This window comes from Serratia sp. Sp408 (assembly GCF_057180665.1).
In genome coordinates, this window is the sequence record NZ_JBXUFT010000001.1 from 844,996 (window position 1) to 858,152 (window position 13,157).

Below are 13,157 nucleotides of genomic sequence, written 5' to 3' on the forward strand. Positions count from 1 at the left end.
GCTATTTTTCAAATATTTAATCTGTTCTTCGCGTTATCAGCCACTTAGCATTTTCTGCGTGCGTAGCTCACAAATATGACATTGGCGTGAATTTTGCGCATTGATCTTCCCTGCGATTAGCGCTATTGCTTATGCGTGGCTGCACAAAAAAGCGGCCATTGTTTTCTTTCCAGCAGACCAAGAAATGAGGGAAACGAGGCATGAAGAGACAGAAGCGAGATCGTCTGGAACGGGCACAATCCCGTGGTTACCAAGCAGGTCTTTCAGGGCGTTCCAGGGAACTTTGTCCCTATCAATCATTGGATGCCCGGGCCAATTGGCTGGGAGGTTGGCGACAAGCCATGGAAGACAGGGCTGTGACCGCTTAAGCGGCTCTCTGTCATCAAGAGGAATGACCTCCGCCAATGCGCGGAGGTTTTCGTTTTTATCCCGTCGATTACGCTTGCCAGCGCTTGAGCAGAATGCTGGCATTCACCCCGCCAAAGCCAAAACCATTAGACAATGCATAGGTCATCGGCATTGGCTCTGCCTGTTTGGCAACCAGGTGCAAACCTGCCGCGGCCGGATCCGGCTGATCCAGGTTCAGGGTGGCCGGCGCTATCTGATCGCGTAACGCCAGCGCGGTAAAGATGGTTTCCAGACCGCCTGCGGCCCCCAGCAGGTGCCCGGTGGCTGATTTGGTCGAGGTTACCGCCACTGGATGATCGCCAAACAGGTGACGGATGGCGTTGATTTCACCCAGGTCGCCGACCGGCGTAGAGGTGGCATGCGCATTCAGGTGCTGGATCTGTTCCGGTTGTACGCCAGCCTGGCGGAGCGCGATTTTCATCGCACGGTAGGCGCCGTCGCCGTCTTCCGCGCCGGAGGTCATATGATAGGCGTCGGCGCTGGTACCATAACCGACGATCTCTGCCAGCGGCGTGGCACCGCGCGCCAGTGCGTGTTCCAGCGTTTCAATCACCAGCATGCCCGCGCCTTCACCCATCACGAAACCGCTACGTGCGCTGTCGAATGGCCGAGAAGCGATGGCGGCATCTTCGGCTGGCGCGCTGGACATGGCGCGTGCTGCGGCAAATCCACCCAGACTGACGGTATCGATGGCCGCTTCAGTACCGCCACACAGGGCGATATCGGCCTCGTCGTTGCGAATCATGCGCACCGCATCGCCAATGGCTTGTACCCCGGCGGCGCAGGCGGTGACCGGGGCGCCGATAGGTCCTTTGAAGTGGTGCTTGATCGAGATATGGCCAGCGGCCAGATTCACCAGGAACGACGGGATGGTGAACGGCGACAGCCGTTTTGCACCGCGACTGTCGGTGGTGCGCACCGCATTGGCAATGGCCGGGAAGCCACCGATGCCGGAGGCCACGACGGTGGCGGTACGCTCCTGTTTTTCATCAGTGTCGGCGACCCAACCGGCCTGGCGAATGGCTTCGTCGGCCGCGGCCATGGCAAACAGGATAAAGCGATCCATTTTCTTTTGATCCTTGGGCGCGACCGAGGCATCGGCATCAAATCCGGCCTCGCTATCCTGTTGCAGGGTTGGCACCTGACCGCCGACCTTGACCGGCAGCTCGGCCACAATCGCTTCGGGCAGTGGGCGGATGCCGCTCTGCCCGGCTAGCAAACGTTGCCATATGGCTTCGACGCCACTGCCCAGAGGGGAGACTGCGCCCATGCCGGTAATAACGATACGACGACTGTTCATATATTCTCCTGGGGTGATTCAATAAGTGTAGCTGATGATGATTGCTGCATTCGCGCGGCGCGCTGGCGCATGGCGGCACCGGCAGCGGGGCCTGCAGCCAGCGTGATATTCTGATGGGTTATCGGTTGTTGGCTAACGCTGTCGATTAACTGCATAGTGACAGGCAAACCGCTGCGCCGATCGACCAACTGGGCGGCGATGCCTTCTGGCGCCAGATGGCTGTTACCCCATTGCAGCAGCGTTGCCAAGACCGGGAACAGCTCAGCGCCGCGTTCGGTCAACAGGTACTGATAGCGCAACGGCCGCTGCTGATAAGCCTGTTTGCAAAGAATGCCGCTCTCAACCAGAAATTTGAGCCGGCGGGTGAGGATGGTCGGCGACAACCCGAGGCTCTGCTGGAATTCGTCAAACTTCGACAGCCCATGAAAGGCATCACGAATAATTAACATGCTCCACCATTCGCCAATGCGATCCAGCGATCGGGCGATTGGGCACTGTTGAGTATCGAAACGCGTCTTTTTCATTACCATCCTCAATTACTACAATAATTGTAGTCACTAGGTAGCACACATCAGCGCATGCAGTACGCCGGTAACGGTAATCAGGGAGAAAACTCACGACGGCCGTGACCGACCGTCGTGACTGCCGTTAGAAGGCAGTAGTGTCCTTGAACAGGCCCACTTTCAGATCGCTGGCGGTGTAGATCACTTCGCCATCGACCAGTACTTCACCGTCGGCCACACCCATAATCAGTTTACGGGTAATAACGCGCTTGAAGTTAATACGATAGGTGACTTTTTTGGCGGTTGGCAGCACCTGCCCGGTGAACTTGACTTCGCCCACGCCCAGCGCACGGCCTTTGCCTTCGCCGCCCAGCCAGCCCAGGTAGAACCCGACCAGCTGCCACATGGCATCCAGGCCCAGACAGCCAGGCATCACCGGATCGCCGATGAAATGGCAGGCGAAGAACCACAGGTCGGGATTGATATCCAGTTCTGCTTCCACGTAGCCTTTGCCGTGGGTACCACCGTCTTCTGACATTTTGACCACGCGGTCCATCATCAACATGTTACCTGCTGGCAACGGCGGGCCGCCGGCGCCAAACAGCTCGCCACGGCCGGATGCTTCGAGGTCTTCTTTCGTATAGGAGTCGCGTTTATCTACCATGTTCTCAGTAAGCCTTATTTTAATGAAGGACGCAGATTAGCTAACACGTGTACGCTGAACAAGTCCGATCAGCCCTGGTTGAACCAGTTGAGCCAGCGGAAAAGCCAGGGGCGGCGGCGTTCAGGTGCGTTCACCTGCGCAATCCGTTCCTGAATTGCAGCCAGCAAATTCGGCTGCTGTTCATCGGAGTAGGGGTAACCTGTCAATAATGGCAGGGCTTCCGCCGCGCTGTCCACCGCCCACAGATGGAACTGTCCGTCGCGAACCGCATCTACCACATCCTGGCGCAGACACAGGTGCCGCACGTTGGTGGTTGGCAGAATCACGCCCTGCTTGCCTGTCAGGCCACGGCGCAGACAGACCTCAAAGAAACCTTCGATCTTTTCGTTAACGCCGCCGATGGGCTGCACGTTACCGAATTGGTCGACCGAGCCGGTAACGGCAATCTGCTGGCTAATCGGTTGCATCGACAGTGCGCTGATCAAGGCACACAGCTCGGCCAGCGAGGCGCTGTCGCCATCGACTTCGCCGTAGGATTGTTCAAACACAATCGAGGCGGAGAAGGGCAGTTGCTGATCCAGTTCCAATTCGGAAATCAGGAACGCCTGCATAATCATCATGCCTTTGGCATGCAGATTGCCGCCAAGTTCAGCTTTTCGTTCAACGTCGGTAAATTCACCGTCGCCAAGGTGGACGACACAGCTGATACGCGACGGTTCGCCGAAACCGCGTGGGTGGCCTGGATAGTCTAAAACTGACAACCCATTAATCTGACCAATGACCTCCCCTTCGGTTTGAATCAGGATCTGGCCGAGTTCAATTTCGTCCTGCATGCGTTCTGCCAGATAGCTTTCGCGCCATTCACGGGCGGTCAACGCCGCTTCCAGCGCTTTGGCGGTGATCTGGCCCTGTTCGGCATACAGTGCCGCTTCCGACAGCTGTTGGCTCAGCCAGGTAGGCGATAACGGCAGGCTGCCCTGATCGCCGCTGTAACGCACCGCCTGCATCATTAACGGCGGCCAGGCGTCAGCCGCCAGTTGCGGCAATTGCTGCTCGCTAACCAGCGTATTGACGTAGCCACACCATTGCGCCATGTCATCGGTATCGGTCAGCTGCAGGTCGTCTTCGTATTCGCCATACACCGCCTGTTCGCAGACTTCCGGCTCCATATCGTGGAAATCCGCCAGCCCGTGACGATCGCCAACGACAATCAGCCGCAGATCCAGCGGCATCGGCGGGATACTGACTGGCAACGGTCGTGTTTCATCCGGCGAAACCCAATGGAATTGGCGCTGGGTGACCATCTGCTTTAAGCGCAGCCACAACAGCGGTTGTGCCAATAACGTGCGGGCAGACAGGATCAGTACACCGCCGTTAGCCTGGTGCACCAGGCCGGGTTCGAGGGAGACATCGTTCTGATAAAGGCGTACGCAACCGAACAGTTGCTCTGGTTCCACCCATTCGGCAAACAGGCAGGCACCGCTGGCGGCAAAGGGCTCATCGCCGCTGGTTGCCGGCTCTACGCGAACCTGGCCGCTTTGTACGATATAGTTGCTACCAGGGCTGCCAGGTTGCGGCTGCAGCTGCTTTACCGCATCGGCAATCAACGCCAGATATTCGCGTGTTTCCTGGGCTTTCAACAGCATGAAGCGTGGTTGAGAACGCGGGTGGCAAAATACCGTCAGCGCGTTTTCCAACCGGGGTTGAATAGCGGCAAAGGCGACGGGTGCCAACTGAGCGGCGGAATCGAATATCGCCTGATAAGGCGTAACGGCAGGCAACAAGGATTGCCATTCAAGTCGGTTATTGGTCAAAGTGTTAGATGCAATCGTCAAAAAGGGAAAGGGCGATTATACAAGAATAACGCCAGCTTGATACAAGCAGAGTGTCAGTTGCGGTCAGGGAGTTTGACATCGCGCGACGACTGTGCAAAAAACATACTAAACGGAGACGTAATTGGCGGGGAAATTTGGCGCAAAGCTGTTATGCTTATTAACGTTACGCGGTCACTGAAGAGCTCACGATGAAATATCAGCAACTGGAAAATCTAGAGAGCGGCTGGAAATGGAAGTACCTGGTGAAAAAGCACCGGGAAGGGGAAGCAATTACCCGCTACCTTGAAAACAGCGCTGCGCAGGAAGCCGTTGACGAGCTGCTGAAGCTGGAAAATGAACCGGTCAAGGTGCTGGCCTGGATCAATGCTCATATGAATCCGGCGCTGGACAATCGGATGAAGCAAACCATCCGCGCCCGGCGTAAACGTCATTTTAACGCAGAACATCAGCATACGCGTAAAAAATCTATCGATTTGGAATTTTTAGTTTGGCAGCGACTGGCGGCATTGGCTCGTCGGCGTGGCGTAACGCTGTCCGAAACCGTGGTGCAGCTGATTGAAGATGCTGAACGCAAAGAAAAATACGCCAGCCAAATGTCATTGTTGAAGCAGGATTTGAAAGCGATCCTGGGCAAGGACGAAGAATAATCACAAGATTGTGTTTGATAAATCAACCCGGCGAATGGCCGGGTTTTTTATTGCCGGTCAGACGCGTCAAAGCGAAAAAAAACCCCGCAGAGCGGGGTTTTTTATTAAGAAGCGGTAACTTAAGCCTGTGGCTGAGTTACAACGTCTTTGATACCTTTAACTTCGATTTCTACGCGACGGTTAGGCGCCAGGCATTCGATCTGTGCTTTGGTAGCACGACCGTTTTTGTAGCCACAGCTGTCGGTAACCTGGTCAGCTTCGCCCATGCCACGTGCAGAGATTTTGTCAGCAGGGATACCTTTAGATACCAGGTAATCTACTACGCTGCGAGCACGAGCTTCAGACAGTTTCTGGTTCGCTGCATCTTTACCAACTGGGTCAGTGTAGCCCAGAACAACTACGGAACCGTCTTTAGGATCCATAGAGCTCAGTTGGGTGTACAGCTGATCCAGAGCCTGCTGGCCTTCTGGTTTCAGAGAGGATTTACCGAAGTTGAACAGAACGTCAGACTTCAGAGTGAAACGCTTGGTTTCAACCACTGGAGCCGGAGCTGGTGCTGGTGCCGGAGCAACAACATCGTCCTGGCCGAAGCGGTAAGAAACGCCCAGGCTCAGCATGGTGTTGTCTGGACGCGCGCCAACGGTACCTGCGTCGCCGATGTTGCTAACGAACTGGTAATCCAGGCGAGTAGCCCAGTTTTTGGTCAGTGCGTATTCAACACCAACAGCAGCCAGCGGAGAAACGCCGGTGTCGTGGTTGCTCAGACGCTCGCCAGTACGGCCGTAGTTAGCTTTAGAGTCTGCACGCCAGATCATGCCACCCAGACGGGTGTAGATGTCCAGGTCGTCAGCAATTGGGTAGCTCAGTTTAGCTGCCAATTGAACGCCCTGCGCTTTGAAAGCACCGTTGTTCACGCTGCCTTTGTAAGGCATACGGCCAAGCCAGTCATAGCCCAGCTCGAAGCCCAGGTATTGGTTCGCTTGGTAACCCAAGAACGCACCAGCACCCAGTTGGCTTTCATGAGTAGGACCGTTGCCGATACCTTTCTCATAACCGTTGCCGTAGAAACCTACGTCGTGATACTGGGACCAGCCCAGTTTGGCACCGGTGTACCAGGTGTTATCTTTTGGGGCGGCTTGCGCTACGGTAGCGAAACCAGCCAGTGCCACTGCTAATGCGATAGCTGTCTTTTTCATTTTGCGCCTCGTTATCATCCAAATAGGCAATGAGCTTTAAAGCTAATTTTTAAGCCCTTGGTTAAATTCCTTCGCCAAGGTTTATGCCCTCGTTTGTTACTCTGCCAGTTTTTCTGGCGTTATAGAGCAACCTTGGCGATGTAAAGTCTACAACGTGGCGCGAAAGTTACAAGTGTGATGTGATAAAGCTCTAAAAAAAAACGCAGAATTGTACATATTTGCTAACATTTTCTGGTCATTTTTTAGCCATGCCTTGCTGCAAAATGCAGTGCGGAACCGCAGCCGCTCTCGTTTTGTGACTGATCTCTAGAAGGTTCCGCTGCTGAAGAAGAAAAATAATGAGAAAACTCCTAAATTCACTCAATGATACAAAGAAGAGTGAATTTTTAAGGTCGAACACTGTCCTTGGTTCGAGTTTGTGACGGGTTGAGGACGCATGATAAAGCCGTAGGCATTTCCCAACTCGGCCGCACGACGTAATTTTAGCCTATCTTCATCCGTCAGGTCGGGTAACCAACCTAAAACCACGCTGTAATTTCCCGTCAACAACGCTTTTTCCATGGCTTCGACCGTATTTAGCGGGCTGATTTGGCTCAGCTGCACCACTTTATCGATCGGCAAGCCCGACTGCTGTAGCCAGCGTTTGCTCAATTTCTGCTGTGGCGTCAGCCATAATAGCCAACGCGATTGCATGCCCAGTTGCTGCAATAAAGGCAGTAACAGTTGCGCTACTGCGGGTTGATGCTCGTTGTAAACAAGTTCACTGATAAGACCATTTTCGTTGTTCGCGCCGGAAACCGGGGCCGAGTGATTCATTGCACGCGCGCTGTGGCTGAAATGGGGTTGGTAGAGTGATTGAGTACGCATAAAGTATCCCGCCGTAGTGTTACTGTATGCATATACAGTACATGCGGTCAGTCAGAAGATCAACCCAATTTTTAGTAACACCTCGCAGATTTGCGATTATTTTTTGAGCTGGAGGCTTTTCTCATTGGCACCGTCGGGTTTAATGCGTATTTTTTCTAATTACTTGTTCCCGTTACTTTTATTCTATTGACACAGGCAATGGTTTGCCGCAAATGACCGAGGGATAACCTTATGCAAGGAACAACGAACGCCAGAGTAGCCCAGGCTAAAGCCTGTTTTTCCGCCCTGGGGAGAATAACCACCCGCTCACAGTTTGGCGGCTACGGGTTGCTGGTCGACGGCATCATGTTTGCCGTGGTCGCCGAAGGCGAAATGTATCTGCGTGCGACCAGCAGCCTCGAAAGCGTGTTCCGTGCGCGCGGCATGGCAAATATGGTGTATTCGAAGCGCGGTGCACCGATCGTCATGCGTTATTACTACGTCGACGAGGCGTTATGGCAACAGCGACAAGAACTGTTTGCCCTGGCGTGGCAGGCGATGCGTGAGGCGCGCAAAGAGGTTCAGGTAAAAAAGCAGAGCCATGAACGGTTGAAGGATTTGCCGAATATCGACGCCGCGCTGGAGCGTCTGCTCTGGCGTAGCGGGATCTGCGGCGTCTACGAGCTGCGCCTGCAAGGGGCGAAAGAAACGTTCCTCAGATTGCAGCGAGAACAACGCCGCCTGGGGCTGAAGGTGCTGTTATCACTGGCCGGCGCGCTGGCCGGCTACCATCACGCCGCCTTGCCGACAGAGCTGCGCAGCGAACTGCTGACATGGTTTAACGCTGTCATCATACCGCCGCGTCAGGACAGTCTTTGCCCGTAGCGTTACACATAAGCGTATCCATCAGTGGCTGCCGCCGATCTGCGCATTGAGCGCGGTCAGTTCCGGCAGCAGGGCAAGCACCAAGCCAATCTGTTGCAATACCAGTTGTTCTTTGCTTTCCGGCTCGGGTGTTAACTGAGTGATACGCACGGACAGCGACTCCAGCGCCTGCGTGATGCGTTTGCCATCCTGTGCTTCCTGCTGTAGCGCACCGTCGACGTAACACACCGCATCATTAAGCAGTTGCAGTACTTCGGCACTGGCGAGTCGTTCCCGGTGAGCGCCCAGCGCGGAGATATAGCTTAATAAGGTATGATTGAGGCACAGCAGCCGGAAGGCGGCTTCCTGGGTGGTTTTATCTGCTTTGGGATCGGCCGACATATTGGAGATGACCGATGCCAGCTCTGCATCGCTGTTATGGGCATCTCGCCGTGCGATCCGGTACTGCAGGCCGTTATCTTTGCCCTGGTGGTATTGCACCATAATGGCGTCCAGATAACGGCAATCGGCATTCAGCGTTTTGCTGACGATGGCCGGCAGTTGGCGGAACTGCCAGTCCGGCCAGATAAAGGTTACCGCCGCCCAGGCAATGGCACAGCCCAGTAGCGTGTCGTAGACGCGTGGCGCGGCCACTTCAAACCCTTCGCCGAGCAGATTAAAGCACAGCAATACCAGCAGGGTGATAAACATCGTTGCGTGGGCGTACTGCACGGTACGGAAGGCAAAAAACAGCACGCCGCTGATCACGATCAGAATCAGTTGCCCTTCAACCGACGGTACAAAATACAGAATCGGCAGGCCGACCAGAATCCCGGCCAGCGTACCAACGATGCGTAATGCCAGGCGGCGGCGGGTAGCATTATAGTTGGGCTGGCAGACAAACAGGCTGGTGAGCAGGATCCAGTAGCCGTGCTGCATGCCGGTCAACTGGATAAACGCATAGCCGACGCACAGCACTACAGACATGCGGATTGCATGGCGGAACAGCGCCGACTGCGGGGTCAAGTGGCGACTGATGCGCAGGCGGATGTCACTCCAACCGGTAAGACGATCGTCTGACAGGCTGTTTTCTTCCGCCTGGCCATTGGCGAGTGCCTGTTCCGATTCGATATTGGCCAATTGGGCATCAATGGCGCGCAAATTGGTCAACAGATGCGACAGTGCTTTAGTCAGTTCGCGGTTCTCCGTGACGAGCGTCAGGTGCGAGAGGGCCTCTTCAATGCGGTGAAACGCCGGTTCGAAGCGATTATTGTGCTGATATTTCTGCCGTAGCAGGATCGACTGCGCCAGTTGCTGGCAGGCACGCGCCTGCATGCTGAGCAAACGTTGGAAGCGGAACAGAATATCGCTGTGGCGAAACTGCTTGCTCAGCGCCTGATATTGCACATGGGACGAGCTGGCGCGCTCGTGAATATCTTGCGCGACGAAGTAATAGTGCAGAGTACGGCGGGTACCACGCTGGCCGCGGTCGCCTTTCAGACGGGTAAGTAGAGAAACCTTGGTTTGATTCAGGGTGCTGACCAGTGCGCTGTTGGCCATCGCCACATCCATCCACGGCAGATCGGCGTCCTGTTCGGCGTCGGGGTCGAACAGATTGGCCTTGGCATCGAGATAATTCGCCAACTGTTGATAGCAACGCGCCAGGTTTTCCTGTAACGGGCGGATCGGGAACACCAGATGACCGATCAGCGTCAGCAGGTTGTACCATAGCGCGCCGAAAATCAGCAGCATGGGTTGTTGATACCAGGCTTCATACATCGAGGCGCCGAGCATGGTGTATACCGCAATCAGCAATGCGCCAAAGGCGATGGTGGCGTAGCGTTGCCCCAGAGCGCCCAGCAGAATGAATGCGCAGGTTGAGCTGGTCAGCCCAAGGGCGAACAGCCAGGGGTGGGGAAACAACAGTTCAATTGACGCCGAGGCGACGAAAAAACACACCAAGGTAATCAGCAAGTTGCGCAGCCTGCCGGCCAGCCGATCGTCCAGGTCGGTCAAGGCGGCGGCCACCACGCCGAGCGTCAGTGGAATGGTGAGTTTTTCCATGCCCAGCCACCATGGCACAGCCGCCGTGCCGGTGAGCGCAATCAATATGCGTAGGTTATAAAGCAGATTACTGTTATAGGCATAGCGGCGTATGGCCGGTGCAAAAGCGCGCACAAAAAATCCTCGGGCGTAGAGACAATTAGCGTTGCTGGTAGTGGCGACGCGCGTTTTCGCTGCGCGCCTGCTGCGCCATTTCGACCGACACAACGCGGCGCCCGACCGGCCACAGCGCGATGGCGGCGATTTTAAAGTTGGCGATGCCAACCGGAATGCCGATAATGGAAATGCACTGCGCGATGCCTGCGGCGATATGCGACAGACACAGCCACCAGCCGAACAGGATCAGCCAAACGATATTCAGCAGTGAACCGCCGGCGGAAATCAGCGCGTTGCTTTTCTCCGGGTACAGCTCGTTCACGTGGATAGCTTCATTGCCGTAGGGCAGAAACGACAGCTTGGTGATTTCCCAGCAGGAGCGGGTGAGCGGCAGGGTGAAAATCAGTACGATGCTGACCAGGGTGGCAAACAGCCAGGCGAGGGTGGTAAAAAAGCCCCCTAACACAAAATTAAGAATATTCAGTACAGTACGCATAGTCGTCAATCTGCTCTAATGATGGCCAAACCGCCAGGCGGTTGCGTTTGCTATCAAAACGCAGAATCTATTCTACCCTTTTTTTAGCGCTAGAGTGCCACTGCTTATCGCAGGTAAACTGGCAAACATCCAATCTCAACATAGTCATGGCGCGCCAATATGGAACTTAAAGCGACATCGCTGGGGAAACACCTGGCTCAGCATCCTTACAACCGTGTGCGGTTGTTGCATGCCGGGGTTGAGGTGAGCGGTGAAAAACACCAATACTTGATCCCTTTCAATCAGTTGATCGAAGTCAGATGCAAGCGTGGCATCGTCTGGGGTGAACTGGAGTTCGAACTGCCGGATGAGAAAGTGGTGCGTTTGCACGGTACCGAATGGCAGGAAACGCAGCGTTTCTATCACTATCTGCAGCAGGCCTGGCAAAGCTGGAGCGCTGAAATGAGCGACGTCAGCGCCGGTGTTTTGCAGCAGCAGGTGCAGAGTATTCAGCGCATCGAACAGCAGGACCACTGGTTCAAACGTTCGCAATTGGGCAAGCTGCAACAGCAGATCCGCCAGGCGTTTGAGGCATTGCCGATGCCGGTGGACCGACTGGAGGCCTTTGACAATTGCCGTGCCGACTACCATTTGTGCCTGCAATGGTTGCAACAGGGGGCGCGTAGCGTTGCCGAACGCAACCAAAACTGGACCGAGCGCATGCTGGAACAGCACGCGGATTTCTTCCAGACGGTGGAAAGCTCGCCGCTGAATGCATCGCAGAGCCGGGCGGTGGTCAACGGCGAAGACGCGGTACTGGTGCTGGCCGGCGCCGGCAGCGGCAAAACCTCGGTGCTGGTGGCCCGCGCTGGTTGGTTGTTGCGGCGTCAGGAGGCGGAACCCGGGCAGATTCTGTTACTGGCGTTTGGCCGGCAGGCGGCGCAAGAGATGAATCAGCGTATCAGCGAGCGGCTGGGGAACAGCGACATTCAGGCGAAGACGTTTCATGCGCTGGCGCTGCACATCATTCAGCAGGGGAGTCGCAAGGCGCCGGCGATCAGCAAACTCGAAACCGACAGTAAGGCGCGACGCGAACTGTTGGTGAAAACCTGGCAGCAGCAATGTGGCGAGAAAAAAGCGCAGGCCAAAGGCTGGCGACAATGGCTGATCGACGAATTGGCATGGGAAGTGCCAGACGGCGATTTTTGGCAGGACAAGCGGCTGGCGGAACGGCTGGCCGGTCGGCTTGAACGCTGGCTGGGACTGATGCGCATGCACGGAGGCAGTCAGGCGGAAATGATTGAACAAGCCAATGAGGAAGTGCGCGATCTGTTTTCCAAACGCATTCGCCTGATGGCTCCGCTGTTGAAAGCCTGGAAAAGTGCGCTGAAAGATGAGGGGGCGGTGGACTTCTCCGGGTTGATTCACCAGGCGGTGAACATTTTGGCCAAGGGGCGGTTTGTCAGCCCATGGAAACATATCCTGGTGGATGAGTTTCAGGATATCTCGCCACAGCGCGCGCAACTGTTGGCTGCATTGCGTAAACAGAATAAGCAGACCTGCCTGTTTGCGGTGGGCGACGACTGGCAGGCGATATACCGTTTTAGCGGTGCCGAAATGGCGCTGACCACCGCCTTTGCCGATAACTTTGGTGAAGGCGCGCAGTGTGCCCTGGACACCACTTACCGCTTTAATGAGCGCATTGGCGAAATCGCCAACCGTTTTGTGCAGCAGAACCCGCATCAGTTAAAGAAACCACTGAACAGCCTGAGCAAGGGCAATAAAAAATCGGTGGCGATCCTGCCGCAGGATCAGATCGAGTCCCTGCTGGACAAGCTCAGCGGCTACGCCAAGCCGGATGAGCGTATTCTGCTGTTGGCGCGTTACCATCATTTGAAACCGGAGGCGTTACAAAAAGCGGCTACCCGCTGGCCAAAGCTTAATCTGGAATTTATGACCATTCACGCCAGCAAGGGGCAGCAGGCTGAATATGTGATTATTGTCGGCCTGCATCAGGGACATGACGGTTTCCCGGCGCTGGCGCGTGAATCGATTGTGGAGGATGTGCTGTTGCCACAGCCGGAGGATTTTCCCGATGCCGAAGAGCGACGGCTGCTGTACGTTGCATTGACCCGGGCGAAGCACCAGGTTTGGCTATTGCAGGATCGTGAGCGCCCGTCGGTGTTTGTGGAGCAACTGCACGATCTTGGCGTGCCGATACAGAAGAAACCCTAGAGCAGGGCCTGATAACGTATCAGG

General features: G+C 55.4%; 12 protein-coding genes. 4 read left to right on the forward strand and 8 right to left on the reverse strand.

The annotated features are described in order from the left end of the window. Positions 1-200 precede the first annotated feature (200 nt). Complete coding sequence (gene rmf, locus AC2AXP_RS03985) at positions 201-368, forward strand: ribosome modulation factor (protein ID WP_004964703.1); 168 nt, start codon at positions 201-203, stop codon at positions 366-368. 68 nt (positions 369-436) lie between these two features. On the opposite strand, the gene fabF is transcribed toward rmf, so the two are convergent. The 4 genes from fabF to AC2AXP_RS04005 form a co-directional block, all read right to left on the reverse strand. Then, a complete protein-coding gene (gene fabF, locus AC2AXP_RS03990; protein ID WP_004964701.1) occupies positions 437-1,708 on the reverse strand; it encodes a beta-ketoacyl-ACP synthase II in 1,272 nt (423 codons plus the stop codon). Next, positions 1,705-2,232, reverse strand: a complete 528-nt coding sequence (locus tag AC2AXP_RS03995) for a winged helix-turn-helix transcriptional regulator (RefSeq protein WP_039992245.1) — start codon at positions 2,230-2,232, stop codon at positions 1,705-1,707. The genes fabF and AC2AXP_RS03995 overlap by 4 nt, the downstream gene beginning before the upstream one ends. Positions 2,233-2,356: 124 nt before the next feature. Then, entirely contained in the window at positions 2,357-2,875 is a 519-nt protein-coding gene (gene fabA, locus AC2AXP_RS04000; RefSeq protein WP_004964696.1) for a bifunctional 3-hydroxydecanoyl-ACP dehydratase/trans-2-decenoyl-ACP isomerase, read from the reverse strand. A 68-nt stretch (positions 2,876-2,943) separates the two neighbouring features. Further along, complete coding sequence (locus AC2AXP_RS04005; protein WP_182646451.1) at positions 2,944-4,689, reverse strand: AAA family ATPase; 1,746 nt, start codon at positions 4,687-4,689, stop codon at positions 2,944-2,946. 209 nt (positions 4,690-4,898) lie between these two features. Here AC2AXP_RS04005 and matP point away from each other — a divergent pair, with 209 nt between their 5' ends. Then, a complete protein-coding gene (gene matP / locus AC2AXP_RS04010) occupies positions 4,899-5,357 on the forward strand; it encodes a macrodomain Ter protein MatP (RefSeq protein WP_198772736.1) in 459 nt (152 codons plus the stop codon). 119 nt (positions 5,358-5,476) lie between these two features. Here the strand turns inward: matP and ompA are convergent, their stop codons facing one another. After that, positions 5,477-6,553: a porin OmpA gene (gene ompA, locus AC2AXP_RS04015; RefSeq protein WP_039992242.1), complete on the reverse strand. Its 1,077-nt coding sequence runs from the start codon at positions 6,551-6,553 to the stop codon at positions 5,477-5,479. Positions 6,554-6,913: 360 nt separating this feature from the next. Then, a complete protein-coding gene (sulA, locus tag AC2AXP_RS04020; protein ID WP_039992241.1) occupies positions 6,914-7,420 on the reverse strand; it encodes an SOS-induced cell division inhibitor SulA in 507 nt (168 codons plus the stop codon). Between the two features lie 231 nt (positions 7,421-7,651). On the opposite strand from sulA, the gene AC2AXP_RS04025 reads away from it, so the two are divergent. Next, positions 7,652-8,284: a TfoX/Sxy family DNA transformation protein gene (locus AC2AXP_RS04025; protein ID WP_484381426.1), complete on the forward strand. Its 633-nt coding sequence runs from the start codon at positions 7,652-7,654 to the stop codon at positions 8,282-8,284. A 21-nt stretch (positions 8,285-8,305) separates the two neighbouring features. Here the strand turns inward: AC2AXP_RS04025 and yccS are convergent, their stop codons facing one another. Both yccS and AC2AXP_RS04035 read right to left on the reverse strand, forming a co-directional pair. Next, a complete protein-coding gene (gene yccS, locus AC2AXP_RS04030) occupies positions 8,306-10,441 on the reverse strand; it encodes a YccS family putative transporter (protein WP_004964678.1) in 2,136 nt (711 codons plus the stop codon). 25 nt (positions 10,442-10,466) lie between these two features. Continuing rightward, positions 10,467-10,919, reverse strand: a complete 453-nt coding sequence (locus AC2AXP_RS04035; protein ID WP_004964675.1) for a YccF domain-containing protein — start codon at positions 10,917-10,919, stop codon at positions 10,467-10,469. A 159-nt stretch (positions 10,920-11,078) separates the two neighbouring features. Here AC2AXP_RS04035 and helD point away from each other — a divergent pair, with 159 nt between their 5' ends. Continuing rightward, the gene (gene helD / locus AC2AXP_RS04040; protein WP_273867442.1) at positions 11,079-13,133 is read left to right on the forward strand and encodes a DNA helicase IV; all 2,055 of its coding nucleotides are present in this window, start codon (positions 11,079-11,081) and stop codon (positions 13,131-13,133) included. The last annotated feature ends 24 nt before the right edge of the window (positions 13,134-13,157 follow it).